Annotated in this window: 23 protein-coding genes; 17 read left to right on the top strand and 6 right to left on the bottom strand. The window is 50.3% G+C overall.

All coding sequences use genetic code 11. From position 1 onward, the window contains the following. The first annotated feature begins 211 nt into the window (after positions 1-211). Complete coding sequence (locus BSZ32_RS01460) at positions 212-2,332, top strand: thioredoxin domain-containing protein (RefSeq protein ID WP_105041770.1); 2,121 nt, start codon at positions 212-214, stop codon at positions 2,330-2,332. Between the two features lie 82 nt (positions 2,333-2,414). Then, the gene (locus tag BSZ32_RS01455; protein WP_105041769.1) at positions 2,415-2,705 is read left to right on the top strand and encodes a hypothetical protein; all 291 of its coding nucleotides are present in this window, start codon (positions 2,415-2,417) and stop codon (positions 2,703-2,705) included. A gap of 230 nt (positions 2,706-2,935) precedes the next feature. Here the strand turns inward: BSZ32_RS01455 and rpsI are convergent, their stop codons facing one another. Both rpsI and rplM read right to left on the bottom strand, forming a co-directional pair. Next, positions 2,936-3,334, bottom strand: coding sequence for a 30S ribosomal protein S9 (gene rpsI / locus BSZ32_RS01450; RefSeq protein WP_105041768.1), 399 nt, complete (start codon positions 3,332-3,334; stop codon positions 2,936-2,938). Between the two features lie 27 nt (positions 3,335-3,361). Further along, positions 3,362-3,793 carry a 50S ribosomal protein L13 gene (gene rplM / locus BSZ32_RS01445; RefSeq protein ID WP_105041767.1) on the bottom strand — a complete coding sequence of 144 codons (432 nt, stop codon included), beginning with the start codon at positions 3,791-3,793 and terminating at the stop codon, positions 3,362-3,364. Positions 3,794-4,033: 240 nt separating this feature from the next. On the opposite strand from rplM, the gene BSZ32_RS01440 reads away from it, so the two are divergent. Further along, positions 4,034-4,258, top strand: coding sequence for a hypothetical protein (locus tag BSZ32_RS01440; protein WP_105041766.1), 225 nt, complete (start codon positions 4,034-4,036; stop codon positions 4,256-4,258). After that, positions 4,255-6,906 (top strand): GNAT family N-acetyltransferase, encoded by a 2,652-nt coding sequence (locus BSZ32_RS01435; protein ID WP_105041765.1) that lies wholly within the window; start codon positions 4,255-4,257, stop codon positions 6,904-6,906. The genes BSZ32_RS01440 and BSZ32_RS01435 overlap by 4 nt, the downstream gene beginning before the upstream one ends. On the opposite strand, the gene BSZ32_RS01430 is transcribed toward BSZ32_RS01435, so the two are convergent. Genes BSZ32_RS01430 through BSZ32_RS01420 form a run of 3 tightly spaced genes read right to left on the bottom strand, consistent with a single transcriptional unit; the run spans position 6,903 to position 9,610 of the window. Then, positions 6,903-7,790 (bottom strand): DUF3500 domain-containing protein, encoded by an 888-nt coding sequence (locus tag BSZ32_RS01430; protein ID WP_105041764.1) that lies wholly within the window; start codon positions 7,788-7,790, stop codon positions 6,903-6,905. The two genes, BSZ32_RS01435 and BSZ32_RS01430, sit on opposite strands and share 4 nt — an antisense overlap. Positions 7,791-7,835: 45 nt before the next feature. Beyond that, entirely contained in the window at positions 7,836-8,435 is a 600-nt protein-coding gene (locus BSZ32_RS01425; RefSeq protein WP_105041763.1) for a 3'-5' exonuclease, read from the bottom strand. Between the two features lie 8 nt (positions 8,436-8,443). Next, positions 8,444-9,610 carry a hypothetical protein gene (locus BSZ32_RS01420; RefSeq protein WP_105041762.1) on the bottom strand — a complete coding sequence of 389 codons (1,167 nt, stop codon included), beginning with the start codon at positions 9,608-9,610 and terminating at the stop codon, positions 8,444-8,446. A 166-nt stretch (positions 9,611-9,776) separates the two neighbouring features. On the opposite strand from BSZ32_RS01420, the gene trpE reads away from it, so the two are divergent. The 13 genes from trpE to BSZ32_RS19950 all read left to right on the top strand — a co-directional run bounded on the left by trpE (position 9,777) and on the right by BSZ32_RS19950 (position 23,630). Then, entirely contained in the window at positions 9,777-11,279 is a 1,503-nt protein-coding gene (trpE, locus tag BSZ32_RS01415) for an anthranilate synthase component I (protein WP_105041761.1), read from the top strand. Positions 11,280-11,290: 11 nt separating this feature from the next. Continuing rightward, on the top strand, positions 11,291-11,854 hold the full coding sequence (gene pabA, locus BSZ32_RS01410) for an aminodeoxychorismate/anthranilate synthase component II (RefSeq protein WP_105041760.1): 564 nt from the start codon (positions 11,291-11,293) through the stop codon (positions 11,852-11,854). 134 nt (positions 11,855-11,988) lie between these two features. After that, positions 11,989-13,260 carry a hypothetical protein gene (locus BSZ32_RS01405; protein WP_165788574.1) on the top strand — a complete coding sequence of 424 codons (1,272 nt, stop codon included), beginning with the start codon at positions 11,989-11,991 and terminating at the stop codon, positions 13,258-13,260. Positions 13,261-13,457: 197 nt separating this feature from the next. Beyond that, positions 13,458-14,414: a mechanosensitive ion channel family protein gene (locus BSZ32_RS01400; RefSeq protein ID WP_105041759.1), complete on the top strand. Its 957-nt coding sequence runs from the start codon at positions 13,458-13,460 to the stop codon at positions 14,412-14,414. Positions 14,415-14,695: 281 nt separating this feature from the next. Then, a complete protein-coding gene (locus BSZ32_RS01395; RefSeq protein WP_240610537.1) occupies positions 14,696-15,235 on the top strand; it encodes a TetR/AcrR family transcriptional regulator in 540 nt (179 codons plus the stop codon). Positions 15,236-15,250: 15 nt separating this feature from the next. Next, positions 15,251-16,288 carry a DUF1214 domain-containing protein gene (locus BSZ32_RS01390; protein WP_206018688.1) on the top strand — a complete coding sequence of 346 codons (1,038 nt, stop codon included), beginning with the start codon at positions 15,251-15,253 and terminating at the stop codon, positions 16,286-16,288. Positions 16,289-16,364: 76 nt separating this feature from the next. Continuing rightward, the gene (locus BSZ32_RS01385) at positions 16,365-16,940 is read left to right on the top strand and encodes an MBL fold metallo-hydrolase (protein ID WP_105041757.1); all 576 of its coding nucleotides are present in this window, start codon (positions 16,365-16,367) and stop codon (positions 16,938-16,940) included. A 136-nt stretch (positions 16,941-17,076) separates the two neighbouring features. After that, positions 17,077-18,213, top strand: a complete 1,137-nt coding sequence (locus BSZ32_RS01380) for an alkyl sulfatase dimerization domain-containing protein (RefSeq protein WP_105041756.1) — start codon at positions 17,077-17,079, stop codon at positions 18,211-18,213. 68 nt (positions 18,214-18,281) lie between these two features. Beyond that, positions 18,282-19,766 carry a DUF1254 domain-containing protein gene (locus tag BSZ32_RS01375; RefSeq protein ID WP_105041755.1) on the top strand — a complete coding sequence of 495 codons (1,485 nt, stop codon included), beginning with the start codon at positions 18,282-18,284 and terminating at the stop codon, positions 19,764-19,766. Positions 19,767-19,775: 9 nt separating this feature from the next. Next, positions 19,776-20,822 carry a DUF1214 domain-containing protein gene (locus BSZ32_RS01370; RefSeq protein WP_206018687.1) on the top strand — a complete coding sequence of 349 codons (1,047 nt, stop codon included), beginning with the start codon at positions 19,776-19,778 and terminating at the stop codon, positions 20,820-20,822. Between the two features lie 82 nt (positions 20,823-20,904). Beyond that, positions 20,905-22,611 carry an alkaline phosphatase family protein gene (locus tag BSZ32_RS01365; protein ID WP_105041754.1) on the top strand — a complete coding sequence of 569 codons (1,707 nt, stop codon included), beginning with the start codon at positions 20,905-20,907 and terminating at the stop codon, positions 22,609-22,611. A gap of 58 nt (positions 22,612-22,669) precedes the next feature. Beyond that, positions 22,670-23,488: a bestrophin-like domain gene (locus tag BSZ32_RS01360; protein ID WP_105041753.1), complete on the top strand. Its 819-nt coding sequence runs from the start codon at positions 22,670-22,672 to the stop codon at positions 23,486-23,488. 7 nt (positions 23,489-23,495) lie between these two features. Then, a complete protein-coding gene (locus BSZ32_RS19950) occupies positions 23,496-23,630 on the top strand; it encodes a hypothetical protein (protein ID WP_276308385.1) in 135 nt (44 codons plus the stop codon). 292 nt (positions 23,631-23,922) lie between these two features. Here the strand turns inward: BSZ32_RS19950 and BSZ32_RS01355 are convergent, their stop codons facing one another. Continuing rightward, the gene (locus BSZ32_RS01355; protein WP_165788572.1) at positions 23,923-25,467 is read right to left on the bottom strand and encodes a CIA30 family protein; all 1,545 of its coding nucleotides are present in this window, start codon (positions 25,465-25,467) and stop codon (positions 23,923-23,925) included. Positions 25,468-26,316: the final 849 nt, after the last annotated feature.

The raw sequence follows: 26,316 nt of genomic DNA, 5'->3' as shown, positions 1-26,316 counted from the left end.
TTTTATCTGAGCAGGATGCTAAAAATAAGGTGCCGCAGGCAAGGGTGAGTAGTCGGTTCATTATAAGGTGGGCAGACGGTGTCTAGCTTTCAATACAGGGTAGCGGTGGATTTTTTATCGTGATTTTATGGATAGTTAAGCCTAGATTAAAAAACGTGAGAACTCGGAGAACTGGACTTGTGGACAAAGATGCTAGCGCTATGTTCAAAGCATGAAGGCTGTACGACATTTATTGGGGGTTATTGCGCTGATTTTTTTGGCGGTGAGTTGTGATGCCGATCCAGCCGCGGATGCTGGGCAGGTGAAAGAGAATCGATTGGCTAAGGAAGCTTCGCCGTATTTGCGCCTGCATGCCAAGAATCCGGTTGATTGGTACCCGTGGGGTGAGGAGGCATTCGCTAAAGCAAAGAAGGAAAATAAGCCAATTTTACTGAGTATTGGTTACTCGACTTGTCATTGGTGTCATGTGATGGAGCGTGAGAGTTTTGAGAATAAGGAGATCGCTAAAATTCTGAATGCGCACTTCGTGGCGATCAAGCTGGACCGAGAAGAACGGCCAGATGTGGATAAAGTGTATATGACGGCATATCACACAATGACGGGTCAGACTGGTGGCTGGCCATTGAATATGTTTCTGACACCGGATTTGACGCCCTTTTTCGGTGGGACCTATTTTCCGCCAACTGACCGTGGTGATCGTGTTGGATTTAAGAATGCTCTGCTGCAGCTCAAGGATGCGTGGGGTAATAAACAAGAGCAAGTGCTGGCGTCTGCCAAAGAGCTCCGTCAGCACATGCTGGATAGCTCTGTAGCCGGTAAACTGACTAAGACTGTGCCAGATGCTGAGGTTTTAGGTATGGCGGCTCAGTTGTTGATGGAGAGTGGCGATGCCCAAAAAGGGGGATGGGATAAGGGCCCGAAGTTTCCTATGCCGTCGCATCTTCGTTTCCTGCTGCGTTCTTGGAAGCGTAGTGGTGATTCTAAGGTGCTTGATTTCGTTGAGCTAACAGCCAGAGAAATGGCTAAGGGTGGTATCCATGACCATCTGGGAGGTGGCTTTCATAGGTACACTGTCGACGGCAAGTGGTTGGTGCCACATTTTGAAAAGATGCTCTACGATCAGGCTCAGTTGTTAGATTTTTACCTGGACCTGTATCAGGTTTCTAGAAAGCAGAAATACGCAGATGTCGCGGATTCGATATGTGGGTATGTGCTACGAGCTATGCGTGCTGAAGGTGGGGCGTTTTACTGTGCTGAAGATGCACAAAGTGAGGGGAAGGAAGGTAAGTATTTCTGCTGGACTACTAGCGAGCTGAAGTCGCTGTTAAATCCTGACGAATTCACTGAGATCTGTGCGTATTTTGGAGTCACGGATGAGGGGAATTTTTATGACCATAGTGACCCAGAGGCATTGAAGGCACAAAATGTACTTTCTCTGGTGAAGGGAGAAAAGTGGCTAGGTGAAAAACCCGGGCGCGAAGCATTGGTTCTGAGCGGGATTAAAAAAATGCAAGTGGCGCGATCTAGCCGTATTCGTCCGAGCACCGATGATAAGGTTTTGGCCTCTTGGAACGGGATGATGATCGGGGCGTTACAGCGAGCTGGCATAGTGCTGGGTGAAAAGAAGTATTCTGCTGCGTCTAACAAGGCTATGGCTTTTGTGAAGAAGGAAATGTGGGACGGTAAGCGACTAGCGCACCGCTGGCATGCTGACGGCTTAGACGCGTCGGAACAGGCTGAGAGCTATTTGCTTATGTTGCAGGCGAGTCGCCGTTGTTACGAAATGACCTTGGATCCTGAGTTGTTGGAATTTGCTGTCGATTTGGCTGAGGCTTCAATTGCTTTATTTCACGATTCTAAAAAGGGTGGATTTTTTGGAAGTGCGGTAGCGGATGATGTGATTGTGCGCTTGAAAGGGAGCTATGATGGAGCGATGCCCACTGCGAGCTCGATTGCTGTGATGGAGTTTCTGAAACTCTCTGAGATTACTGGGAGAAAAGATTTCCAGAAGATTGCTGAGGGGACTTTTAGGGCGCATGGTGAGCTGATGATGCTTGCACCGACTTCGCTGACAAGCATGCTTCAGGCTTTGGATTTATACCACTCGAAGAGGCAGCGCTTGGTGCTGGCTGTGGGGGCCAATGGAGACGCTGGGTTTTATGCTAAAATAGCCGCTGGATACCGACCAAACCTCACGCTGATGGGGAATAAGGGGCTGGTGGATGACTTTGAAAAAGGTTTGAAAGCGAAGGGTGAGAAGACGACGGGCTACCTTTGCGAAGGCGAAACTTGTCAGGCCCCTGTCACCGATCCGAAATTGCTCTGGAAGTGATATGTGTGCGTGGACTTCCTAGATTTCTATTCCCACATGCCTTCTAGGGTGCTATGTATATGGTAATCATTGATTTAGAGCCATGGAGATATCGACGCTGAAATATTACGATGTGAATCGAGAGGGATGGTTGGGTATTACCAGTTCACTGGTCGAAACCAACCGTCGCTTGGAGTGGTGTGATGTGCGTGAGTGTGAGTACCTAGTGATCGATTCTGATGGTTGGGTCTACGAGGCTCGTGAAGATGACGAGTCGCGCTGGGGTTACCGCTGGAAGCGCACGGAGCGGCAAGACATAGATGCGAAAATGGTGTTGGTTCAGTATGTGCATGGCGAGCACCTCACTGAGGATGAGCTCAACTTTATCCGTTAGAGGGAGTGATTGATACGATTATTTCTCATTTGGGAGGATCAGAGGAAATCCTGAGTTGTGCCGTAGAAGCGTGCTTCCAGCCGCTTGCATCATGCTTGCATTTCTGGTTATAAGAAAAAAGCGGCTGGAAGCACGCTTCTACGTAGGTTTTTAAACGAAAAAAATCCACACCTGCGAGCAGATGTGGATTTTTGTAAAAGAACCGGAGTGATCCGTGTCCGTGTTGCGTATTATCGCTTGGAGAACTGGAAGCGCTTACGTGCACCAGGACGACCAGCTTTTTTACGCTCTTTCATACGTGGGTCACGACGAAGGAGGAGTGCAGCTTTGAGAGCTGGACGGAGTTCAGGATCGAACTGGATGAGTGCGCGTGAGATGGCAAGGCGGATTGCTCCGACTTGGCCGTTGAGTCCGCCACCATTGGTGGAGACGCGTACGTCAAACTTCTTACTGAGGCTGCTGATCTCGAACGGTGCGAGAATTGCATTTTGCTGAGTAAGTGTAGGAAAGTATTCTTCGAACTGGCGCTTGTTGATGGAGATTTCTCCAGTGCCTTCAGTTGTGATCCATGCGTGTGCAACGGCGTTCTTACGACGGCCTGTTGCGCTATATACGTTTGCTTCGCTCATAGTGATAAAATGTTAGTGTATTAAAAATTAAGCGATTTCAAAAGCTTCTGGATTCTGTGCCACGTGAGCGTGCTCAGTACCTGCATAGACGTGGAGCTTCTTGTAGATAGCGCTTCCAAGTCTGTTGTGTGGGATCATGCCCTTTACCGCGCGCTCAACGAGGAGCTCTGGGTGACGCTGACGGACTTTCTTAGGAGTCTCGATTTTCTGGTTACCAACGTATCCAGTGTAAGCGGTGTAAATTTTCTGAGTCTCTTTGTTGCCTGTAAGGCGAACTTTCTCAGCATTGATGACGATGACGTGGTCTCCACAGTCAACGTGGGGTGTGAAGATTGGCTTATGCTTGCCACGAAGTAGAACTGCGGCTTCACGTGCGACTTGACCGAGCACTTTGTCTGCTGCGTCGATCACATACCATTTGCGCTCAATGTCCTGAGCTTTGGCTGAAAATGTTTTCATTATTATAAATTTCTTGTTTGTCCTTATGTCGAGGCTAAGACGAGTTGTCGTTCTAGTCACGGGGAAGGGCGGGCAAACTAGGAGCCAGCTAGTGAACTGTCAATTGAAATCTCGGTGGATAACTTGTATTTCTTTTAACTTTCCCTAATGGCTCTGAGTTTGAGTGGATTAGTGGCAGATGAGTTCGAAGATAAATCATTCAAGATGGTCGATGAGATATCTACGTGTTAGTTCATTTGTATGCAGTCATTGCCGTGGAAAGAAATTGTGCCGAATGGCGGTCGAGTTTTTATTGGAGGTGGAGCGATGGTTCCCTTTGCGCTGATGGATAGTCTGCTGTCTAAGCATGAGTCCTTTCAGGATGTGGAGCTACTGCATATTCACACACTTGGCGATCTGCGTGGGTGGACCCCAAGTATGAAGGCAGTTTCCGAACCAACAGTTTCTTCCTTTCTCGCAGGATGAGTGAGGCCGTGGGGGAGGGCTGGGCTGACTACACTCCGTGTCCGACATCAGAGATTCCGCGCTTATTTCAGAGTGGGGTTATCACACTTGATGCTACTTTGATACAGGTGAGTCCACCTGATGCTGACGGTTATGTGTCGCTAGGTCTGAGTGCTGATGTGATCTGCGCCGCAGTGAAGTCTGCGAAAAAGGTGGTGGCACAGATCAATAAAAACGTACCGCAAACGTATGGTGACACGCGGATCTCGATGGCTTCGATTGATTATTATGTCGAGCAGGACGCCGAGCTTCCTACTTTAGAATCTTGGGATTATGCTGATCACCATAAAAAAATTGGTGAGTATGCAGCGCAATTGATTGAAGATGGATCCACTTTGCAAGTCAGCATGGGAAATAGTCCTCAAGCAGTTTTGAGGTCTTTGACTAAGCATAAACATCTGGGAATTCATACGGGTTGTTTTACGGATGAGATGATGGAGCTAGTGAAGGCTGGTGCTGTTGATAATAGTATGAAGGCTTATCATAAGGGGGTAAGTGTCGCCAGTCACTGCCTCGGCTCTCAAGCTCTTTGTGATTTTGTGAACCAGAATAAGGAGATTGAGCTTCATAAAAGTGAGTGGTGTAACGACCCGCATAGAATTGCAAAAAATAGGCAAATGGTTTCGATCAATGGTGCGCGTGAAATTGACCTTACTGGTCAGGTGGTGCGTGATTCCCGTGGCCATCGGTTTTATGGCGGTATTGGAGCCACTCAGGATTTTATTCGTGGGGCTGCTATGAGTAATGGCGGGCGCCCTATTATAGCGCTTGCATCAAGGGATGCCGACGGATCCAGCCGTATCGTGACTGGACTGACCTCGGGGAGTGGTGTCTGCAGTTCACGGGGAGACGTGCACTATGTGGTCACTGAATACGGTGTGGCTAATCTAGTGGGGCAGACGATTAGGCAACGAGTTCTTCGACTCGTCGAAATTGCACACCCAGATGTGCGTGAGTCCTTGCTAGAGGGAGCCAGAATGCAAAAATGGATCCCAGAAATCTATGGATTTAATCCATCAGGTATCCATGATGAGGATGCTGGAATCGACATCAAACGGGTGAGTTTTGGCAGTATTCAATACATGAGTAGGCCTATGCATCCTAGCGATGTGCGCTCGTTGCAGCAGTTTTTTTATGCGCAGGACGAAGAAACCATTCGTTTGCGTTACGGCCACGCGATGCCGATGTTAGACGAAGGTTCTGCTTATAGGATGTCGGCAGTGGATCAGTCAAAAGACCTCGCAATCGGGGTGTTCTATCGCGACAACCACCGCGAGTTATTGCGTGCCGTTGGACGATTCTATCTGGATGGTGGAGGGAAGACGGCGGAGGTTGCTTTCTTGGTGCATGAGAAAGCGCGGAGAAAAGGGATTGCGAACTACTTGCTTTCAGAAATTGCAAAAATTGCGCAGGAACGAGGAGTCAAAACGTTTTGGGCATCAGTTCAGAAGCGCAATAAACCAATGGTAAAGCTCTTCATGAGTCGCGGGGCTGAGCGTGAGCGGATTGCGGGTGATGACAGCGATGAGTTCACCATGGACGTGGACGATCTAGTGAAACAGGCGATAGCTTGGGAGGAGAAAAAGGCGAGTGAAACGCGCAAGAATATTGAGGTGAATGAGCCTAGGAAAGCTGCGGTGAAGACGCGCGCTACGCCGAAGAAGAAGAAAAAGGCATCAAGAGTTGCCATTTGGAGCTCTGAAGAATTGCTCAAGCACGATACTGGCCCGGGGCATCCTGAGTCGCCAAGGCGTTATCAATCTGTGCTGGATCGGCTCGAAAATGCTTTCTCTCAGTTGGAGAGGATCGACGACCGAATCGCGTCGGTTAAGGAAATCACTTTAGTGCACTCAGCGCATTATCACGACATGGTGAAGATGGATGTAGAGAATTTCGCTGAGAATTTACGCACTGGTGACACCGCCATTGGTGAACACTCCTATGATGCTGCAGTGTTGTCGACTGGGGGTGTGTTGAATGCTGTGGATGCAGTGATGAGTGGCGCCGTCGATAAAGTTTTCTGTGCCGTGCGTCCACCGGGGCACCACGCGACTCCAGACTTAGGAATGGGGTTTTGTATTTTCAATCACGCAGCGATTGCCGCCCGCTACGCGCAAAAAGAATATGGCATAAAGAAGGTGGCGATCGTCGACTGGGATGTGCATTGCGGAAATGGTACTGAAGAGACGTTTTACAGTGACCCGAGTGTCTTCTATTTCTCAACACACCAAGAAGGGCATTTTTATTCATGTGGAGACCCCGATGATATTGGTGAAGGAGAAGGCAAAGGAACAACTCTCAATATCCCACTCAAGGCGGGAGCTGGAGACGAGGAAATTCTGTCTGCTTGGAGAGAGCCATTGAGAGACGCTTTGGAGAGTTTTCAGCCAGAGCTAATCCTCGTTTGTGCAGGCTTTGATGCTGCCGCTGGTGACCCTCTCGCGGAGATGTTGGTTACCCCCGCTGGCTTTGCCGAGCTCACCAAATTGGTCTGCGGCTACGCGGAGCAATATTGTGGTGGTCGCTTGGTGTCGGTTCTTGAAGGTGGATACGAACCAACGATTCTAGCAAACTGCGTAGAGGCACATGTGAGGGCCTTGGGGCTTTAGTTAGGCTTTATCCAGAGGCTCAGGTGAATGTGGCCTCGGCTGCCTTCATAGTCCCAGACCATACCGGGGAGTCCGCATTTGAAGTCCCATTTACCGCCGTCGGTGCAGCGTTTGGTGGGTGGCTCGTTGTAAAATGCGATGCGCGAATTTTTGAGGCCGCCTCGGCTGTTATGCAGGGTTTCAATTTTTTGACGCATCGCTGGAGTAAAGATGCTGAGTCGTTGCTTCCATGTGTGGGCTAGTTGAGCTTGTGCCTTTGGATTGAGTTCAGAAAAATCGACGCCTTGGTCTTCAGCCATGGCTTTACTAGCGATTGCTTTCTTGTTTTTGACCAATACTGCTGGGTCATTGATGGTTTGCCAGAGTTTGAGTAATGCTTCTTCGTCTTTTTTCCACAGTTCTGGAGGGTTGGCTCCTAATAAGATGGGACCAAATTCATTAAGTGTTCCCTCAGCGACTGAAAAATTGACGATGGTGAGATGGTGTTCCGCGAGTCGGAAAGCAAAGCCTTCCTTTTTTCTAGGGTCGCCAAAGCAAGCGACAAAATATTTGCCTAGGCCTATTTCGCCATCCTGCTTAGCTACTTTATTAGCCATTTCCCAGCCCTCATTAGAGAGGACGAGCTTTATGGTGGATTCGAAGAGAGTGCGTTGTTTGTCATTAAGCTTACTTATCTCGAGACCAGCTCGTTTGCCTCCGGTGTATTGCATTTTCCAGCGGAGTGGGTCGTCATTTGCTAGCAAGCATTGCTTACTTTGTGTGGCATCTAGGCTGTCTAAAAAGAGCCCGGTCTGCTTTGCAAAGTGCGCTTCGAAATTCTCCGCAGATAACTGAGTGAACAGACAGAGGAATAGCGTAATAGTGTGACGTAAGACTAGCTTCATAAGTGGAGAGAGTAGGAGCAAATGGATTGCCTATCCAGAGAATTTTTATCCACGTAGTTTATGCCAGATGCGGGTATCCGGATTTTCTAAATGGCTGAGTGGCTCGTTTGTCAGTGCGAAATCCGCGATGATTTTTTCTAGTAAGATGATAGAGGCCACGGCGTCATAGAGTGCATCATGCCAAGTTTTCTCAGGGACGATTTCACTCACTTTATCTTCGAGTTCGAGTGCTACGCAGAGGTCGCCGAGTGAATGGCTAGGGAGCTCTGGCCATGCAGCTCTGGAGAGCTGAAGAGTATCGATCCATGGACCAAAGCCATGTCCGGGGAATGCGTGGAGGAAGCGTTTCTCTGTGCCGTGGCCGTGAGCAACCACTGCGCACCCCTTCAGTCGGCGCTTTATTTTAGGCCAGAGTAGCATGAGTTTTGGTGCATCACGCAGGTCTACGTGGGTGATACCGTGGACTTTTTGAGCAGACCAGGTGATGTCTTGGATTGTGTGGATATAGGAAATCCAGGTATCGCTCACACCCTGCTCGGTGTTCCAAGTGCAGGTGCCAATCTGTACCGGAGCGTCGGTTTTACCGGGGGCTGTCCCTGCCGATTCAAAGTCGATAGCAGTAAAGGTTGTTTCGGAGATGCGCATGAAGGATGTTAGTTTTGCAGCGCAATAGCTAACAGTATTAGAATGCTGGGAAAGGGAGCTTTCAGACTCATTATTTGCTGGTCCTTTTTACTCACATGGCTGAATGCAATTCCTGATGTAGAGCTATTGAGATCATGTATGAGCTGAGATATGATCGCTTGATTGGCTAGAAATTGCGGGTTATCTGTCCATTCTTCCTTGAGGGCTCGCTTATAGATCTTTTCGGTGCTGTTGAGTAGACGTTTTGAAATATAGAGTTGAGCCGAGCTTTTGGCTGGCATTTTTTGCCATGTTTGGAGGAATTGTGGGTCGTCTGCCAGCGTTGTTTTGGAATTACGTACTCGGTCTAACACCATTTGTGAACTTGCTATAGTAGTGGTGTTGGCGGTCGGGTCTAGGGTGATGACTGGTAAATATCCAGCACTAGCGAGTATGAAATATTTGGGAAGTCGGTAGACAATATGGCCGTTTTCCTCAGTTCGTTTGAGTAGGACATTGCGCGTTTTGATGTAGTGTTCAATCAGTTCCTCAATGAGTGGATTGATGCCATCGATTCGCAGTAGCACATGTGGTCGGCCAATTTGCACACGACCGAGGTTGAAGGGGACCTTGTCGTCGAAATCAACGGCAAGATGAAGGCGGGCACGGTTCTTCTCGAGGAGGTCCTTGAGCGTTCTCTCCCCAATTTTTTGTTCGAGGAAGGTCTTGGTCTGTTTCTGTTGCTGGGTTTGCTCACTGATTGCGGTGAGTAGGCCTGGAAGGTGGCCGAGTTCGAGAGAAAGCTGCGCTGCTATATCACTGCTGGCTGGAGCATAGAATGGCTCATTGAGTTCTGGCGAGGCTGTACCTAACAGTTTGAATATTCCAGGTTTAGGCTGTTTTGTGTGCAGCCGTAAGGTGTTGATCCATGTGTCCGCGACTTGACGGTTGCTGTGCTGGATGGTGTTCAGGTTCTTAAGGCCTGTAGCGGCAAAGAGGCCGTCGACATCGACGGGTTTTTCGGTGTCTTCGAAAGCACTCTGAATATATTTCTCTAAGATCTTGAGAAATGGAGCTGCCTGCATTGTGGCTTCATAGGCGGGGGGAGCGACACTACTATGCTTGGCCGCTGGGACTTCGGCGTGGCTGAGCGGGCTGAACAGCAATAAAGTGGTGGCTATAGTGAGTGGTCGCATCGTTTGATCTACTATTAATGAAAATTGGCGAATCTCATAGCACTTAGTTGGAAAAAACGGGGCATTTTTAAAATTATAGAGGAATGAGCGGGTCGTGAATGGTTAAATCATTGCCAAGACTGAATTCTCACTTGCAAGTTTTGGGAGGAAACGCATTGTTTGGGGCGTGAACCAACTGCCTGTAAAACCTGGTCTCGACGAGTTTCGTACGCTTTCTAAGCGCGGAAATGTCGTTCCTGTGTATGCTCAGCTTGCTGCCGACTTTGAAACTCCAGTCTCCGCGTATCTTAAGATCGCTGGTGAAAATGGAGCATTCTTGTTAGACAGCGCTGAGAGTACTGACGCTGGTGGTCGCTATTCCTTTGTAGGTAGCGAACCCCGTGCTGTATTTAAAGCGTATGGAAAAGAGATAGAGTGGCAAGTTGGTAATGACACTCAATTTTTTACAGCTGAGCAAGATGTGCTCGCTGAGCTAGAGAAGCTCATGGCTCCATACAAGCCGGTGACTCACGGCGATGCCCCTCCGTTCTATGGCGGCATGGTCGGTTACTTGGGTTACGATGCTGTGCAGCAATTTGAGCCAACGATCACGGAGACGCCTGAAGATGATTTGGGCCTGCCTGACGCGGTGTTCATGCTTGCTGAAACGATGCTCATTTTTGATCACAAACTTCGCCGTTTGTTGGTTGTATCGAATGCGTTGCTCGATGCGTTCGAATCTCCAGATGCAGCCTACGCGGATGCTGTGACAAAGATTGAAGCATTGATTGAGAAGCTCGATGTGCCAGTGCATGTGGCTCCTCTTAACGGTTTGGTGGAATACGCTAAACCTGAAGCGAAGAGCAACACGACGCAAGACGAGTACGAGGCAATGGTGCTAAAGGCCAAGGAATATATCGCTGCGGGGGATGCCTTTCAGGTGGTTCCTAGCCAACGCTTCGAGGCTGACTACACGGGTTCTTCTCTGAATCTGTACAGGGCGCTTCGCCATGTGAATCCATCTCCCTACATGTTCATTCTCCAGCTCGACGGGTTTTGCTTAGTCGGCAGTTCTCCTGAGGTGCATGTGCGCTCGGTCAAAGGTCGTATTGACATTCGTCCGATTGCTGGCACTCGCTGGAGAGGGAAGACGGAGGAGGAAGATGATGCGCTTGCTGCTGACCTTCTAGCCGACGCTAAAGAGTGCTCCGAGCACTTGATGTTAGTCGACCTTGCTAGAAATGATGTTGGACGGATTGCCAAGCACGCGAGTGTGACGGTGGACGATTTCATGATCGTCGAGCGCTACAGCCATGTGATGCACATTGTTTCTAATGTCCACGGCGATCTAGCAGATGGCTTCAGCGCCTACGATGTCCTTCGTTCCACGTTCCCCGCTGGAACAGTGAGTGGTGCACCTAAAATCCGCGCCATGCAGATCATCAATAGCCTCGAGAAGAACAAGCGCTGTACCTACTCTGGAGCGGTTGGCTACTTCGGCTGGGATGGTAGCCATGACGGCTGTATCACGCTGCGGACTTGCTTGGTGAAAGACGAAAAAGTCTACGTGCAAGCGGGTGCTGGTGTGGTGGCGGACAGCAATCCAACCTACGAATTTGAAGAAACTTGCAACAAAGCGATGGGAATGTTGCGTGCTGTAGAGCTAGCTAAAACCATCAAGAGCGAATAACCGAACGAACCATGCTTTTAGTAATCGATAACTACGACTCCTTTACCTACAACCTCGTCCAGTATTTTGGCGAGCTTGGTCAGGAGATGAAGGTGGTGCGTAATGACAAGTTCAGCATCGCAGACATCGAAGCGCTCGCGCCGACACATATCTGTATTTCACCAGGTCCATGCACACCTACTGAAGCGGGCATTAGCTGTGAGGTGATAGAGCACTTTGCTGGCAAAATACCAATCTTTGGGGTCTGTCTTGGACACCAGTCTATGGGACAGGTCTTTGGTGGTGATGTGATCCGTGCTGAGAAATTGATGCATGGCAAGACTTCTAAAGTCTACCATCAGGGGAAGAGTGTCTTCAAAGGTCTTCCTAGTCCATTCACTGCGACCCGCTACCATTCTCTGATCGTGAAGCGTGAGACGCTTCCCGATTGCTTAGAGATCACTGCTGAAACAGATGATGGAGTGATCATGGGCTTGCGCCACAAAGAACTAGAAATCCACGGAGTGCAGTTCCATCCAGAGTCGATCCTTACCGAGCACGGTAGAGAGATGCTTCAGAATTTCTTGGATATCTAAGGAATACTCTGTTGGCCACGAATTTCACAAATAGACACGAATAGTTAGATGTGTATTTACTATTAGTGGAATTAGTGTGATTCGTGGTAAGAATACTTCTTTGAATTATTCATTTTTAGCGACCAATATATAAAGTGAAACTCTCATTATCTGACATCCAAAAGGCGCTGCCCGACTCGAAACTTCGAGATGGAGCGCAATGGTTGTTTTCTCCAAAACCTTTCGTGCTGAGTAAAAAGGAGGCGCGTAAAGTGTCCTCGCTCGGCCATGTATTGGCGAACTTCCAGCGCGCAAGTGACACGCTCTATCAGCGATCTGCGATGGGGAGAGTCCCACGCTGGATTTCTGAGGTGTTAGATGCAGGGAAGCCGCAATGGTTGATCGATCAACAACGCTCAGAGAAGCTGCGCGATGCATTGCCGGGGGTGATCCGTCCCGATCTGATCCTCACGGAAAATGGTTTCGCGCTCACCGAGCTGGATAGTGTTCCTGGTGGTATGGGAATCACCACTTGGTTGAGTCACCTTTATGCAGACGCGGGCTTTGATATCCTTGGTGGACGCGATGGTGTCACCGAGGGCTTTAAATCACTGATGCCAGACGGTGGACGCATTTTAGTCTCCGAAGAAAGCGCTGACTACCGACCTGAGATGGAATGGTTAGCCGAGCAGTTAGGGGACGGCTTCCGCGTCGAAACCGCAGAAACAGCCGAGGCAACGGATGAGGCTTCCTACCGCTTCTTCGAATGGTTCGATTGGGAAAATATTTCTGCCGCCAAAGAGCTGGCCGCTCAGGCGAATCTCACTACGCCATGCAAACCGCACCTTGAGGAAAAGCTATGGCTCGCCTTGCTTTGGACGCCAGCGCTAAAATGGTTTTGGCAAGAGGCCATGCGCGGCAAGCACCTTGAACGTGTCAAAGAGATTGTTCCTTTTGGTTGGATGATGGATCCGGTTGAGCTTCCACCACACGCAGCCTTGCCTCGACTTGATGTCAACCAATGGTCGGACGTCGGCGAGTTTAGTCAAAAAGACCGACGCCTTGTCGTCAAGATTAGTGGCTTCAGCGAGCTAGCTTGGGGCTCCAAGAGTGTGAAGATAGGTCACGACATGCCACGTGATGAATGGGCCGCTGCTATTAAGCATGCAACCTCAGAATTTGATCACCAGCCATGGGTCATGCAGCAGTACCACGCAGGCCGCGTGGTCGAGCATCCGTACTTCGATCAAGAAACCGGCGAAGAAAAAATTATGAAGGGCCGTGTGCGACTCTGTCCCTATTATTTCACCGACAAAAACGGAGAAACAAAGCTCGGCGGAACACTGGCCACTATCGTTCCTGCGGATAAGAAAAAAATCCACGGCATGAAGGATGGTATACTGGTGCCTTGTGTGATCGAGGAGTAGTAGCTAATATAGAATGTGTGGTTAAAAACACAGACCTGTTCTTCGATAAGGCTCAACAATCTGAAAATATAATTCCATATTCTATTGAGGATTAATGTGTCATGTTATATTTAAGGTAATTTATTGAAACTGTTGACGGAGACTCCCTTGAGTTTACCAATGACAATCGATTCTAGTTTAGTTAGTGTCATATTGTTATGGTGAAAATGACCAAATTCTTTTTAACTCCACGCATTTGGGTTGGCATGGTGTTTATTCTATGTGTGGTGGGAGGTTCACTGTTTTTGGGGGCTCTCAATTATATTAACCCAGTGAGAGAGCTTTTGGACTCTGATCAAATGTCATTTTGGCTAGGTGGCATGCGTTTTTCAGCGTTCATGGTAATAAAAAACCTGTTAGTGATACTGGTGCTTTTTTGGGTGACTAGTATTATTGCTAAATTTGGAAAAAATCGAATCCGCTCCATTCGAAAGATCAATAGCAATAGCCGATCATTATTAGCCAAGGCTTATCAAGCCGCAGTGTATTTCACAGCATTGCTGATCGGGTTACAGGTGTTAGGTATCGATTTTACGGGGCTCGCTATTTTTAGCGGAGCAATTGGTATAGGTGTGGGTTTCGGCCTCCAAAAAATCACATCAAATTTCATCAGTGGCCTCATCATACTTTTTGAAAAATCGATTAATGAAGGAGATCTGATTGAGATGAATGAAGGGTTATCAGGTTTCGTAAGGGAAACGGGAGCTAGGTATACCTTGGTTGAGACGTTCGAAGGAAGAGAGGTCATGATCCCTAATGAGGACTTCATAACTAACAGGGTGACCAGTTGGACATTTAGCAGCAATCAGGGGCGAATATCCATTGATGTTGGGGTTTCGTATGATTCGGATTTAAATCAAGTCTCTGAACTGATTTTGGAAGCGGCGAACGAAAATCCCAGATGTAGTCAAAACCCTGCCCCAGAGTGTTTTCTGGTTAATTTTGGGGATAGCTCGGTGGATTTCACGCTCAATTTCTGGGTCGATGACATTGCCGTAGGCCGCAGACGACCACGAAGTGATGTCCTCTTTTCCATATGGAAGAAATTTAAAGATCATGACATCCAGATACCTTTCCCTCAACGCGATGTTCACATGATAACCCCAAAATCATAAATGATGAGTTGCCGTATTTTACAAGTCTATGACTTTGATGGTGACGGCGTTGGCTCATCTCTTTAGGTGGAGAGCTCGATGGCCTTGTGGTGTCGTTGATACGCCGCTTAGAAACTTGACAATGAATGTCGTTTTCTGACACTGTGTCAGATATGTAAAATGGTTCAGATCATTTACGTGTCAATCCGAAGTCAGCTGAGAGGATCATCAAATCTGATCGGACGCGGGCAGACATTCTCAATGCCGCGCTCGAGTTTGTATGGTCGCGCCCGTTTCGTGAAATGAGCGTCAGCTCCCTGATGGCCACAACGAGCATCAGTCGCTCAGCATTTTATCAGTATTTTGAGGATATCCACCAGTTGATGAAAGAGCTGCTTGATATGTTGGCAGAGGAGATTTTTGCTGCCGCGAAACCATGGATTGCAGGTGTTGGAGATCCTGTTGCTTTGACCCATGAGAGCCTAGAAGGAATGGTTCATGTTTGCTACCAACGAGGTCCTTTTCTCCGAGCCATATCTGACGCAGCAACGACCGACGACCGCTTTGAACAGGATTGGTCGGATTTTCTCGGAGCCTTTGATGACGCCGCTTGTTCTCGGATTGAAGCTGACCAGAAGCAAGGTTTGATTGCTAGGTTCGAGCCTCGCCCAGTTGCCTTCGCGCTCAACCGTCTCGATGCCCACACGGTTATTGAAGCGTTTGGTAAACACCCAAGAAGCAAGCCCGAGCCAGTCCATGAGGCTCTAGTGAGAATCCGGATTTCCACCCTCTACGGAAGTGAGTGGGTCGAAAAACGCAGCTCGAATCTCGTAAGAACATAAATACCAAAAAACATCATGAAAACACAAATGAAACGACAACGAACCCTACAAGCCCTGTTTGCAGCGGGGATCTCAATCTCCGCCTTGGCATCGGCTCATACGGCGGATGCCGTCAAGGTCACCGCCGACAACTACGTCCGTGCCGAGACCGACCTTCAAATCAAGGTTTACGCCGAGGGGATGGACTCCTTCGGCAAGTTTAATCACAATCGGGGGCACTATGACGTCGATAATCAGGTCACCATTCGCGGGAATCGTGACACGATATACTCCTTCGGGACCTTCGACCTGACCTCGCCCCTCACCATCACACTGCCGGATCCGGGAGATCGTTTCCAGAGCATGGCGGTGGTCAACCAGGATCACTCCATCCTGCCCACCATCTACGGCCCGACCAAAAAGACCTTCACGATGGAGGAAATCGGATCCCGCTATATCCTGATTGGAATTCGAACCTTTGCAGCTGCCAATGACCCCGCCGACATCAAGGCCGCCCATGCGCTGCAGGATGCAATCAAGGTTGAACAGGCCGACATCGGCAAACTCGTACTCCCTAATTGGGACAAGCAGGGTGTCGAGACCTTGCGCGAAGCGGTCAACGTTCTGGCCGCCACAATCACGGATACCACCGGGTATTTTGGCAAGAAGGAAGATCTCGATCCCATCCACTGGATGATGGGCTGTGCCTATGGATGGGGTGGAAACCCGAAGGAAGCCGCAATCTATATCAATGCTGTTCCGGAGAAGAACGACGGCAAGACACCCTATACCCTCACTGTGAAGGACGTGCCGGTGGATGGCTTCTGGTCGGTGACCCTCTACGACAGTAAGGGCTTCATGGTGAAAAATGATCGGGACATCTATGCCTTCAACAACATCACGGCCAAGAAGACTGCGGATGGCAGCATCACGATCCACTTCGGAGGTGACCCCAAGGCGGACAACCACCTTTCCATCATGGAAGGCTGGAATTACATCGTGAGGCTGTATCAGCCGAAGAAGGAGATCATCGATGGCACCTGGAAGTTCCCGGCTCCGAAAGAGGTCAAATAGGAATTATCACTTCGCGGCGACGCCAGCGCGTCGCGGGGATGGTCCGGCCATCCACACAAAAAAGAAAATTATCACAATGAAAACAAAACAAACCATTACAACAGCCCTGCGTTGTGCGATGGGCGCCGCCCTGAGCCTCTGCCTGGGATCTCAATTAGGCGCCCAGACTGAAAAGCCCTTTTACCGAGGTGGGTTAGATGACCAGATCGTCGAAGCTCCCAACGGCGCCAAGGCCAATGCCCAGTATGAGAAGTTCGTGTCAGAAGGCTCTTTTGGTGGTACGCAGATCATCGAGGTTAGCAAAGGAGTTTGGAGCGTTGCCGGCTACAGCCTGAGCAACTACACCTTTGTCGAGGGCAAGACGGGCCTCATTGCGTTTGATACTGGCGCTAACATCGGAATGGGGCAGACGGTGTTGAAAATGATTCAGGAAAAGGTGAACAAGCCGGTCGTGGCCATCATCTACTCTCATTTCCATTATACCGGCGGTGCCAAAGCCTATGCGGCAAGCAACCCAGACAAAAAAATGGATGTCTACGGTCACCCTGACGTTGACAAAAATCTGGCATCGTCTTCCGGTCTGTTAGGCCCTATGCAAAACCGCCGGACCGGAATTCAAGCTGGTCTTTATCTGCCCCTGAAAGGGTCCTGACGCGGCCTATGGTCCGGCTGAACCTCATTTTAAGGATGCCGCACTCAATGCCCACGGTCACCTGCCAGTCACCCACCCGGTCAAAGATGGTGAGGAAGTCATCATCGATGGCCTTAAGGTCGTTTTTCACCACGTGGTGTCAGATACTCGCGACAGTATTATTGCTTACTTTCCGGAGCTGGATCTGGCGCTGCACAACACCGCCGTCACGGACCTGCTATTCTCGCTCTACACTCTGCGTGGCGATTACTATCGCACCCCGGTCGATATGGTGGCCAGCATCGATAAATTGCGCAGCCTGAATGCAAAATATGTGATTGGAGTCCACGGACTTCCGCTCAGCGGCAAGGACGCGGCGGAGCACTTGACAGCTCAACGTGACGCCTACGCATTTACCTTCAACCAAGCGGTCCGCAGCTTGAACAAGGGGATGAACGCCGAGCAAATGGTCGAGGCAGCCCGTCTGCCCGCGCATTTGCGCGACAACCCCGGGCTCTTCCCCGCCTATGTCGATCACGAGTACAACGTGCGCGGCCAATATCGTGGAATCGCCGGTTGGTTCCAGGAGGATACGGCCGACCTTCATCCGCCCACGGACAAGGAGATGGGGGAAACAATCATCAAACTTTCCGGCGGAGTTGATCAATTAATCGCCGAGGCGAAGTCGGCCTTTGCTGAGAAGAAATACAACCTGTCTGCCAAGCTGCTTTTCTACGTCATCGCTGCGGAACCAGAGAACAAGGAGGCGAAGCAACTGAAAGCCGATGCTCTGCGTCAAATGGCCTACACGACGAAATCCGGCATCCAGACGCGCAATTTCATGCTGACGGAGGCTTTGCACCTGGAAGGCAAGCTGGATTGGAACAAGCCGCCTGCCATGCTGTTATTTGGAGAAGCGACCGTGGACAGCATCTTGGCGGCTGATCCTCTCCAGACGCTTAAAATGCTTGAGATCAACATCGACCCGATCAAGAGCGTAAAGGTTAACCGCATCGTTGAGATTAAACTCACCGACAAGAAAGCATCATACGCCGTTCACGTGCGACGGGGTGTGGCGGAGGTGAGTGCGACTGTGCCGGAGAAAGTCGATGCCACCATCGAGATCCCCTTCCGGAATCTTGCTGAGATCATGGCCGGTGATACCACGTTGCCCAAGCAGATCGAAGCGGGCGCCGCCAAGGTCAAGGGTAGCCGTGAAGCATTAGACGAAGTCATCGGTTCCTTTGATAAGATCGCCAAGAATACGGTCGCTCCTGATCACCTGCACAACTAAGGGCTCAGCTTGATTCACCTTCACCTCAGCCAGAAAAACACCCTGAAAGCAAAAAGGAAACTGTCCCAATGAAAACAAAACGAACTATTACAACCGCCCTGACTGCGCTGACTGCGCTGATGTGCGTCAGCATGCTGACCTCAGCGTCGGCGCAATCATCCAAGATAGCAACCGATCCGATCGGCGGCCAACCGCCAGCGGGGTCAAAGCCTTCGGTGAAGGATCTGGACTACCAGCTGAAGTACCAGCGCGCCTTCGAGGCCGTACTTTGGGGTATTCCTGCCGTTGGCATCTATGGCTTTGAAAAAGGCACGAAAGAGTTGGGATTCGGAGACAATGTCATTTTGGCTTATTCCGGTCCTGCGAGACAGAAAGCTGAACTCCTGACTGCGAACACCGTCACTCCTTACATTCTTGCTTATACTGATCTGCGCAATGGCCCAGCGGTGCTGGAACTTCCTGCGGCATCTGAAGATGCCAGTTTGTTTGGCCAGGTGGTGGATCACTGGCAGGTCACTATAGCCGATGCCGGCCCTTCCGGTATCGACAAGGGCCAGGGAGGAAAAATCCAGCTAACTCCTCCAGGATATAGCGAGAAGATCCCTGAAGGTTACATCCATGTGAAGAGCCCCAGTTACAAAGTGAACTTTGCGTTTCGCTCAATACCAGGGCCGGACAGCACCGTCGAGCGGGCTTACGAGTATTCTAAAACACTGAAGATGTACTACTTGTCGGAGCTTCCGAATCCCAAACCCACCCAGTTTGTGGATCCCATCGACATGCGTTTTTCAACCTTACCACCTTATGATGAAGACTTCTTCGACGATCTGTATCAGATCTTCAGTGTTGAGAATGCCTATCCTCGCGACAAGGTGATGATGGGGATGCTGGCCTCGCTGGGCATTGAAAAGGGCAAACCCTACAAGCCGGACGAGAAGACCCAAAAAGCGATGAGGGCCGCGGCCGCCGACGCCTTCTTTTATATGAAAGAAACGTTTTTGGTGGGAGAGCCTGATGAACCGTATTACGAAGACAGGCAATGGCGTTGGGCCCAGTATTCCGATTCCAACAGAGGGTTTTCCTGGGAAACGGATGACCTGCTCGATACCGAGGCACGGGCTCTTCACTTCTACCATTGGGCGACCTACGCGCCGAACAAGCTCCCGGAAAAGCCGGCCACCGTATATCTGGGTGGGGTTCTTGACAAAGACGGGAATGAATTGGAGGCAGGCAAAACCTATTCGCTCAACTTTCCCGCCGATATGCCGGTGAAGCAGTTCTGGTCGCTGACGATCTATGATTATTACACCATGGCGTTCATCTATAACAAAGAAGATCGCCATGGGCTTTCCTGCTACGACATGGAAAAGAAGAAGAAGAACGACGATGGAAGCGTCACCTTGTACTTCGGCCCGAAGGCCCCTGAAGGGCTTGAGGATTACTGGATTCCAACGGCAGGCAAGAAACCGACTCTGTATGTTCGCTTCTATGGCCCTACCGATGCTTTTTTCGACAAAACGTTCAAGATGCCGGACCTGGAGTTGGTCAAGTAAACAACGAATATGAAAACGACAATGAAAACGACAATGAAACGACAACGAACCCTACAAGCCCTGTTTGCCGCAGGAATTTCCATCTCTGCCCTGGCGACGGCTCATGCGGCGGAGGCCCCCAAGGTCACGGCCAACAACTACGTCCGTGCCGAGTCGGACATCCAAATGATCGGCTACGTCGAGAGCTACAAGAACTTTGGAAAGTTCGAGCATTTCCGGAAGCCCTACGACGTGGATATCCAGGTGACCGTTCGGGGCAACCGGGACACCCTCTACTCGTTTGGGGTGTTTGACCTGAGGTCTCCGCTCACGGTCACGCTTCCGGAAACCGAAGGGCGCTATCAATCCTTGATGATCGTGAGCCAGGATCATTCGATCTGGGGGCTCTACGGCCCGAAGACAGGTGTCCTGACCGAGGAGAAGGTGGGAACGCGCTTTGTGTGTCTGGTCATGCGGACCTTCATGGATCCGAACGATGAGAAGGACGTGAAGGCGGCGCACTTGCTCCAGGATGCGGTCAGCGTCAAGCAGGCTGATATCGGAAAATTCGAACTGCCCGCTTGGAATAAGGAGGAAGTGGAGAAGATGCGAGCCACGATCAATGTGGTTGCCTCCACGGTCACGGATGCGGGAAAGATGTTCGGCAAGAAAGAGGAACTGGATCAGGTCTACTGGTTGCTGGGCGCTGCTCTCGGCTGGGGCGGGTTGCCGGCAGAGGCTGCCAGTTATGTGAATGTGGTCCCCGAAAAGAACGACGGCAAGACCGCCTACACCCTCACCGCGAAAGACGTCCCGGTGGGCGCCTTCTGGTCCGTGACCCTTTACGACGAGGAGGGTTGGATACCACTCAACAAGTACAAGGCCTACTCGTTCAATAACGTCACCGCCAAGAAGGACAAGGACGGCAGCATCACCATTCACTTCGGCGGCGATCCCAAGGCGGACAACTTCCTGCCGATCGAGAAGGGCTGGAACTACATCGTGAGGCTCTACCGGCCGAAGAAGGAGGTCCTCGACGGCAGTTGGAAGTTCCCGGCTCCGGTCGAGGCAAAGTAATCCCATTACGTCCCAAGAGCCAAGATCCGCCAAAGCATAGAGACCAACCTATCAAAAGCTAACATAAAACCATCAATCAATCATGACGAAACACCTGACTTTGGTATCCATGCTCGGCGTGGCCTTGGCTCTCCCGTCCGCGGCGGCACCATCTCCGACGCACGAGAAACCCCGGCTTATTGTCCAGATCACCGTCGACCAGTTACGGGGCGACTTGCCAACGCGCTACATCGACCGACTCGGCAAGGGTGGTTTACGATATCTGTTGGAAAAGGGGATTCACTACAACAACGCCCATCATGCCCATGCCAACACAGAAACCATTGTCGGCCATGTGACCTTGGCAACGGGCGCTCACCCCGCGGCCCACGGAATGATCGGCAACCTCTGGTTTGATCGCGCGACGGGTGCCACCACCTACAATATCGAGGACCCCGACTATCACCTTCTAACCAAGGGCGCGGATGTGGACGCGGCTACCGAGATCGACCCCACTCAGAAAGCTGCCACCAGCGACGGCCGCTCGCCTAAGGCGATTCTAACCACCACTTTCGCCGACGAGCTCGCCGTGCTCACTGCAGGCAAGGCCAAGATCTTCAGCGTCTCAGTCAAGGATCGAGGAGCGGTTTCGATGGCGGGTCATGCAGGCAAGGCTTTCTGGTTTTCCAAGGCATCGAACCAGTTTGTAACCAGCAGCTACTACTACGATAAATACCCCCAGTGGATCGTTGACTGGAACGCCAAAAAACTTCCTGAGAGTTATGCGAATACTGCTTGGGAATTGATGCTCCCGATCGAAAGCTACCTTTTTGGTGACCGTGATGATCAGGAGTGGGAATCCTCACTCGATAGCTACGGGCGCACCTTCCCCCACAAGTTCACAACACCCAAGAATCCGTATTTCTCGACCTTTCTCACGATCAGCCCCGTGGGCGACGAGATGACCACGGATCTCGCTAAAACCGTCATCGACAAGGAGGGTCTGGGGGATGACCCGATCACAGACTTCCTCGGCGTCAGCTACTCCGCGACCGACTACATCGGTCATTTTTTCGGCCCCTCGAGCCTCGAGGCCGAGGATAATATCCTGCGACTCGATCGGACCCTCGCCGATCTCTTTGCCTACGTGGATAAGGAGGTTGGTCTCGAGAACACCCTGATCGTGCTCTCTGCCGATCATGGCTGCCCCGAGTCACCGGGATACCTGAAGAGCCTGGGGATCCCCGCCGACTATGTTTCGCCCGACAAATGGGACAAGAAACCGGTGATCGCACGGATCAAGAAAAAGTTCGGCATCGAAGGCAAGATGATCGAAGGCTACGACCATCCCTATATCTACCTGACCAGCGAGATTATCAAAGACCCCAAGATCGACCTCGCAGCGCTGGAGACCATGATCGCCAAAGAGCTCGTTGCCTTTCCCTCCGTGTCCTACGCGGTGCCCAGCACCTCGCTCGAGCGAGGCACGGTTCCTGAAAACATACTAACGCGAGCCGTTCTTAATAACTACAACCCTGCGCGATCTGGAAACATCTACGTCGTTTTCAATCCCGGCTGGTTCATCAACGATCTAGACGGGCTATCGGTTGCGTGTGTGCACGGCTCACCCTGGCGGTATGACACCTATGTGCCGATCATTTTCGCCGGGAACGGGATCAAGCCACAGAAAGTTTCGCGCCGCGTCCATACCGTAGATGTGGCGCTCACTCTGGCCACAGCCATCGGAACGCGACCACCTTCTGGTGCTGCTGGCGAGGTGCTATTGGAAGTAGTGGGGCAGAAGCCTTGAGTGTCACTCAAGATCATAAAAATGAAGAAGCCATCACATAAGAAAGGAACATAGATCCATGAATTTCGACGTGGAATTTTACCTGGTAGACCACCGACTGATTGTCTTCGCAATGGTTGCGCTGATCGCAGCTGCTGGTGAAATTGGATTCCGTCGAGGGGCCCAGAAGCGCAAATCGAAGGATTCCTTCCGATCTCTGATGAGCGGCACGGGTGCCGCTATGCTCGGGCTGCTCGGACTGCTACTCGGTTTCTCCCTGTCCATGGCGGTTTCCCGCTGGGATGCGCGGCGTGACGTGATTGTCAACGAGGCCAACGCCATCGGCACCCTCTGGTTGCGGGCCGGACTACTTGAACAGCCATTGCGCGACGACCTGCGGGATGCGCTGCGCACTTACACGGACGCCCGTATCGCGCTAGGTGGGTCCAGGACAGACCTCTCCACCCTTCGGAACGCCCGTAGTAAAAGTGAATCTATGCACGCCACGCTGTGGTCAACGGTCGAGCGAGCCAACCAACCTGACCGAAGCAATGCGGTCATGGGCTCGTTGATAACCGCCACCAACGAGGTGATCGACATCCACGAGTTACGGCTCGCGTCCATTGAGAACTATTTACCGGCACCACTGATTATACTGCTCTTTGCTGTCGCGGCTCTATCAATAGGGTTTCTGGCTTGGGCCTTCGGCGCGGCAAATCAAGGCGGGCGCAAAGCGATCATGGCGCTGGGACTTCTCATCGGAGCCATCCTCATGGTAATCATGGACGTGAACCGACCGCAGCGTGGAAGGATTGGTGTCGGTGTTGAAAGCCTGGAGCGCATCGGCGAAACCATAGCGGCGTTACCCCCGCATCAGCGGCCAGAAAACGGTATGTAAATGGCAAATGTCCAAATGTTTCACCGCCAAGAACGGAGGAAACAAACTCGGCGGCACACTGGCAACTATCGTTCCCGCGGATAAGAAAAAAATCCACGGCATAAAGGATGGGATCCGAGTGCCCTCTGTGGTCGAAGAGTGAATACTATTTTAGAATGTTAAGTCTTTGTTGGAGCCCAGATGAGCGTCATCAGTACGCCAGTCCGAAAGAATAACTCATAATTCGACGGTAAATTTAGAAGATTATTCAGAAGTTTGAGTCAACCTAGCCGTGCGTTTCGGAGAAACATCCCAGTCCATAGGTTCGTGGAAATTCGTGCTAGCCGTGATGAAATTCTTTCTAAAAGAATCAAAAGAAATCTATTTCCCTGCGAGTATCGAATAGGCTTTATCGAGCCCTTTTCTCAGCACCCACGCACGTTGGGTGTCGTCATTCATTTTTTCAGCACGCTGTAGCACCTCATCAAGCATCTTTGCGGCACTGGCGTCAAGTTCTGAGCCTTTGAAATAGCCAGCAGACAGTCGCGGTAAATATCGGCGCATTTGCCAGGGTTGCCGCCGTTGAAGATTGGCACGCCTTTATCAATCGCTTTTTTGATGCGCTTTATGGCTGATATTTCAGGCGCAGCCTTCATTTTAGGCAGAAGTACGGAATCAATCACGTGAATCACCCCGTTATCACAAAGAACATCCGTCTTGACGATCGTGGCGTTGTTCACCTTAAAGACTCCATCGATGATTCCAAATTTCAAAGCACCATTACTAAGGGACTTCGCTTTCTTTGTATTCAATGCGTCACCGGCAGAAACCTTGCCAGAAACAAGGTGAAGACTCAAAATGGCAATCAGTTGGTCACGGTTTTCAGGTTTTAAAAGTGATTCTACTGTGCCATCAGGTAAGGCTGCGAAAGCTTGGTCGGTAGGTGCGAAAACTGTGACAGGCTTTTCACCAGTAAGGACCTTCGTTAAGCCGGCAGCCTCGACGGCTGCTAGCAGAGTCTTAAAGCTACCGGCTTCCTTAGCCACGCTAGCGATATCATTAGAAGGTTCAGGTGGGAGAATAACCGAGTCGATCACGTGGATTATTCCGTTCGAACACCTGATGCCAGCATTGAGTATGGCCGCGTCGTTGACCCGGACTCTGCCATCACTAAAACCAATTTTAACATAGGCACCTTGAACAGTCTTAGCCTGCTTTGCTGCGAGCGCTCCAGCCAGATCGACTGAACCAGAGAGGACGTGATAGGTGAGTATTGCTTGGAGTTGCTTACGGTTCTCTGGTTTTAGAAGAGTAGCAACGGTATCTTTAGGTAACTTGGAGAAGGCTTTGTCGGTTGGAGCAAAAACCGTGAATGGGCCTTTGCCCTGCAGAGTTGCCACTAGTTTTGCCTCGGTAAGGGCGGTAGCGAGTGTTCCAAATCGTCCGTCGGCGAGAGCCGCTGAAACGATGTCACTGGAGCCAGCCTTGTTTCCGTAGGTTCGAATCCAATCAACTTGGAGTTCAAATGGTCCAGCTTTTTTATCCCCAAGTAAAAGACCAATCCTTTGGATCTTGGCCGGATCAAACTTCTCCTTCTTAAGGTTCATCCCGCGAAAGCTTCCTGAGAAATCCTCAAACGGAACTTTGATTTCGATCCACTGATTCTTCTTGGTCTCAAAATCTGACTTGAAAGAAACTTCCCTACCGCGAAATCGAGCATCAGTGTTGAATCTCATCTGATAGGTGCGTCCATCGCCTTTGACTCGTGCCACCAAACCTTCGGCACCACTTAAATTTAAATTCATTTTGCTCGTCCTTAGGGAGGAAAATCCGCCGTTGTTATCAAGGGAGAGATTGCCATAGAAATTTAAAATGCCATCTTTCGAGATCTCGATTTTCCCTTTGGAAAGTCCACCCATCACACCATCATCAACAACGCGCCATCCTTGAGAGTCAGCCTCCTTTGGAGTGAATTCAGCAATCGAGTTTTTTTCGGCCATAGCAGGAAGATATGAAAGTGACAGACAAGCTACTGTCCAAATTTTTTTTTTGAAACAGTGCCTCATAATTCAAACAACGCACTGGATATCCGTGTGTCAAAGGATAATTTGACAGTGAAGAACCCACTGGCCGAATCAGTCAAAGCTAGACGTGAACGGAAAGCTACGAAGCGATGTGCAGAAAAACTTTTCATCCAGGATAGGTACTCTTTTTATACCAAACTTCGCGCTGCTATTTTTTCAGTTATACGAACGGATCTATACTGCTACGCTCCATCGTTTGTAATTTCCACACCAAGGGTGGGCATAACACTTAAAACCCAACACCTCTCGGAGCTCAATGGAGTTGCTATAATACCACTTAGAGTTTGAAAAGAGACTAATGCCGGAGTGATTTCTTGATGAATCAAGGCACGACGAAGGAGTGGTGCGGGCACCATGACTGAGGAGAAACGCTGATTTAGCAAGAAAGCCACCGGTATCTCATTCGTTCCGCGAAGCGCACTTCCCTTAAAACCCAAAAAAACAACGTTTGTCTCTTCTGGAGCTTTAAGTGGTATAATATCAGATTTAGTCCTCCCTTTAGCTGGTGAGGCGGGGCGGAGGTGACAATTTCTGCTTTTTAGAAGGCTGGACTATTCAAATAATGGTGTAGACGTGATGATAGTTTTAGAATATGGGCCCGGTATTGTGACTATGAATCATTTAAACAGACGAGACTTCACCAAGGGACTATTATCATCTTGCCTAGCATCATTGGCTTGCGGTCATGCAATGGCAGAAGAGGGCGAACATGCGAAGGAGCTATTCACCGAGTTCGGGGTCTGCACTAGTCTTGATATTAACCTG

The sequence above is a fragment of the Rubritalea profundi genome, from assembly GCF_002954445.1.
GTDB lineage: Bacteria > Verrucomicrobiota > Verrucomicrobiia > Verrucomicrobiales > Akkermansiaceae > Rubritalea > Rubritalea profundi.
Note: the sequence above shows the minus strand (reverse complement) of the source record. Positions and strands in the feature narration are given on the sequence as shown.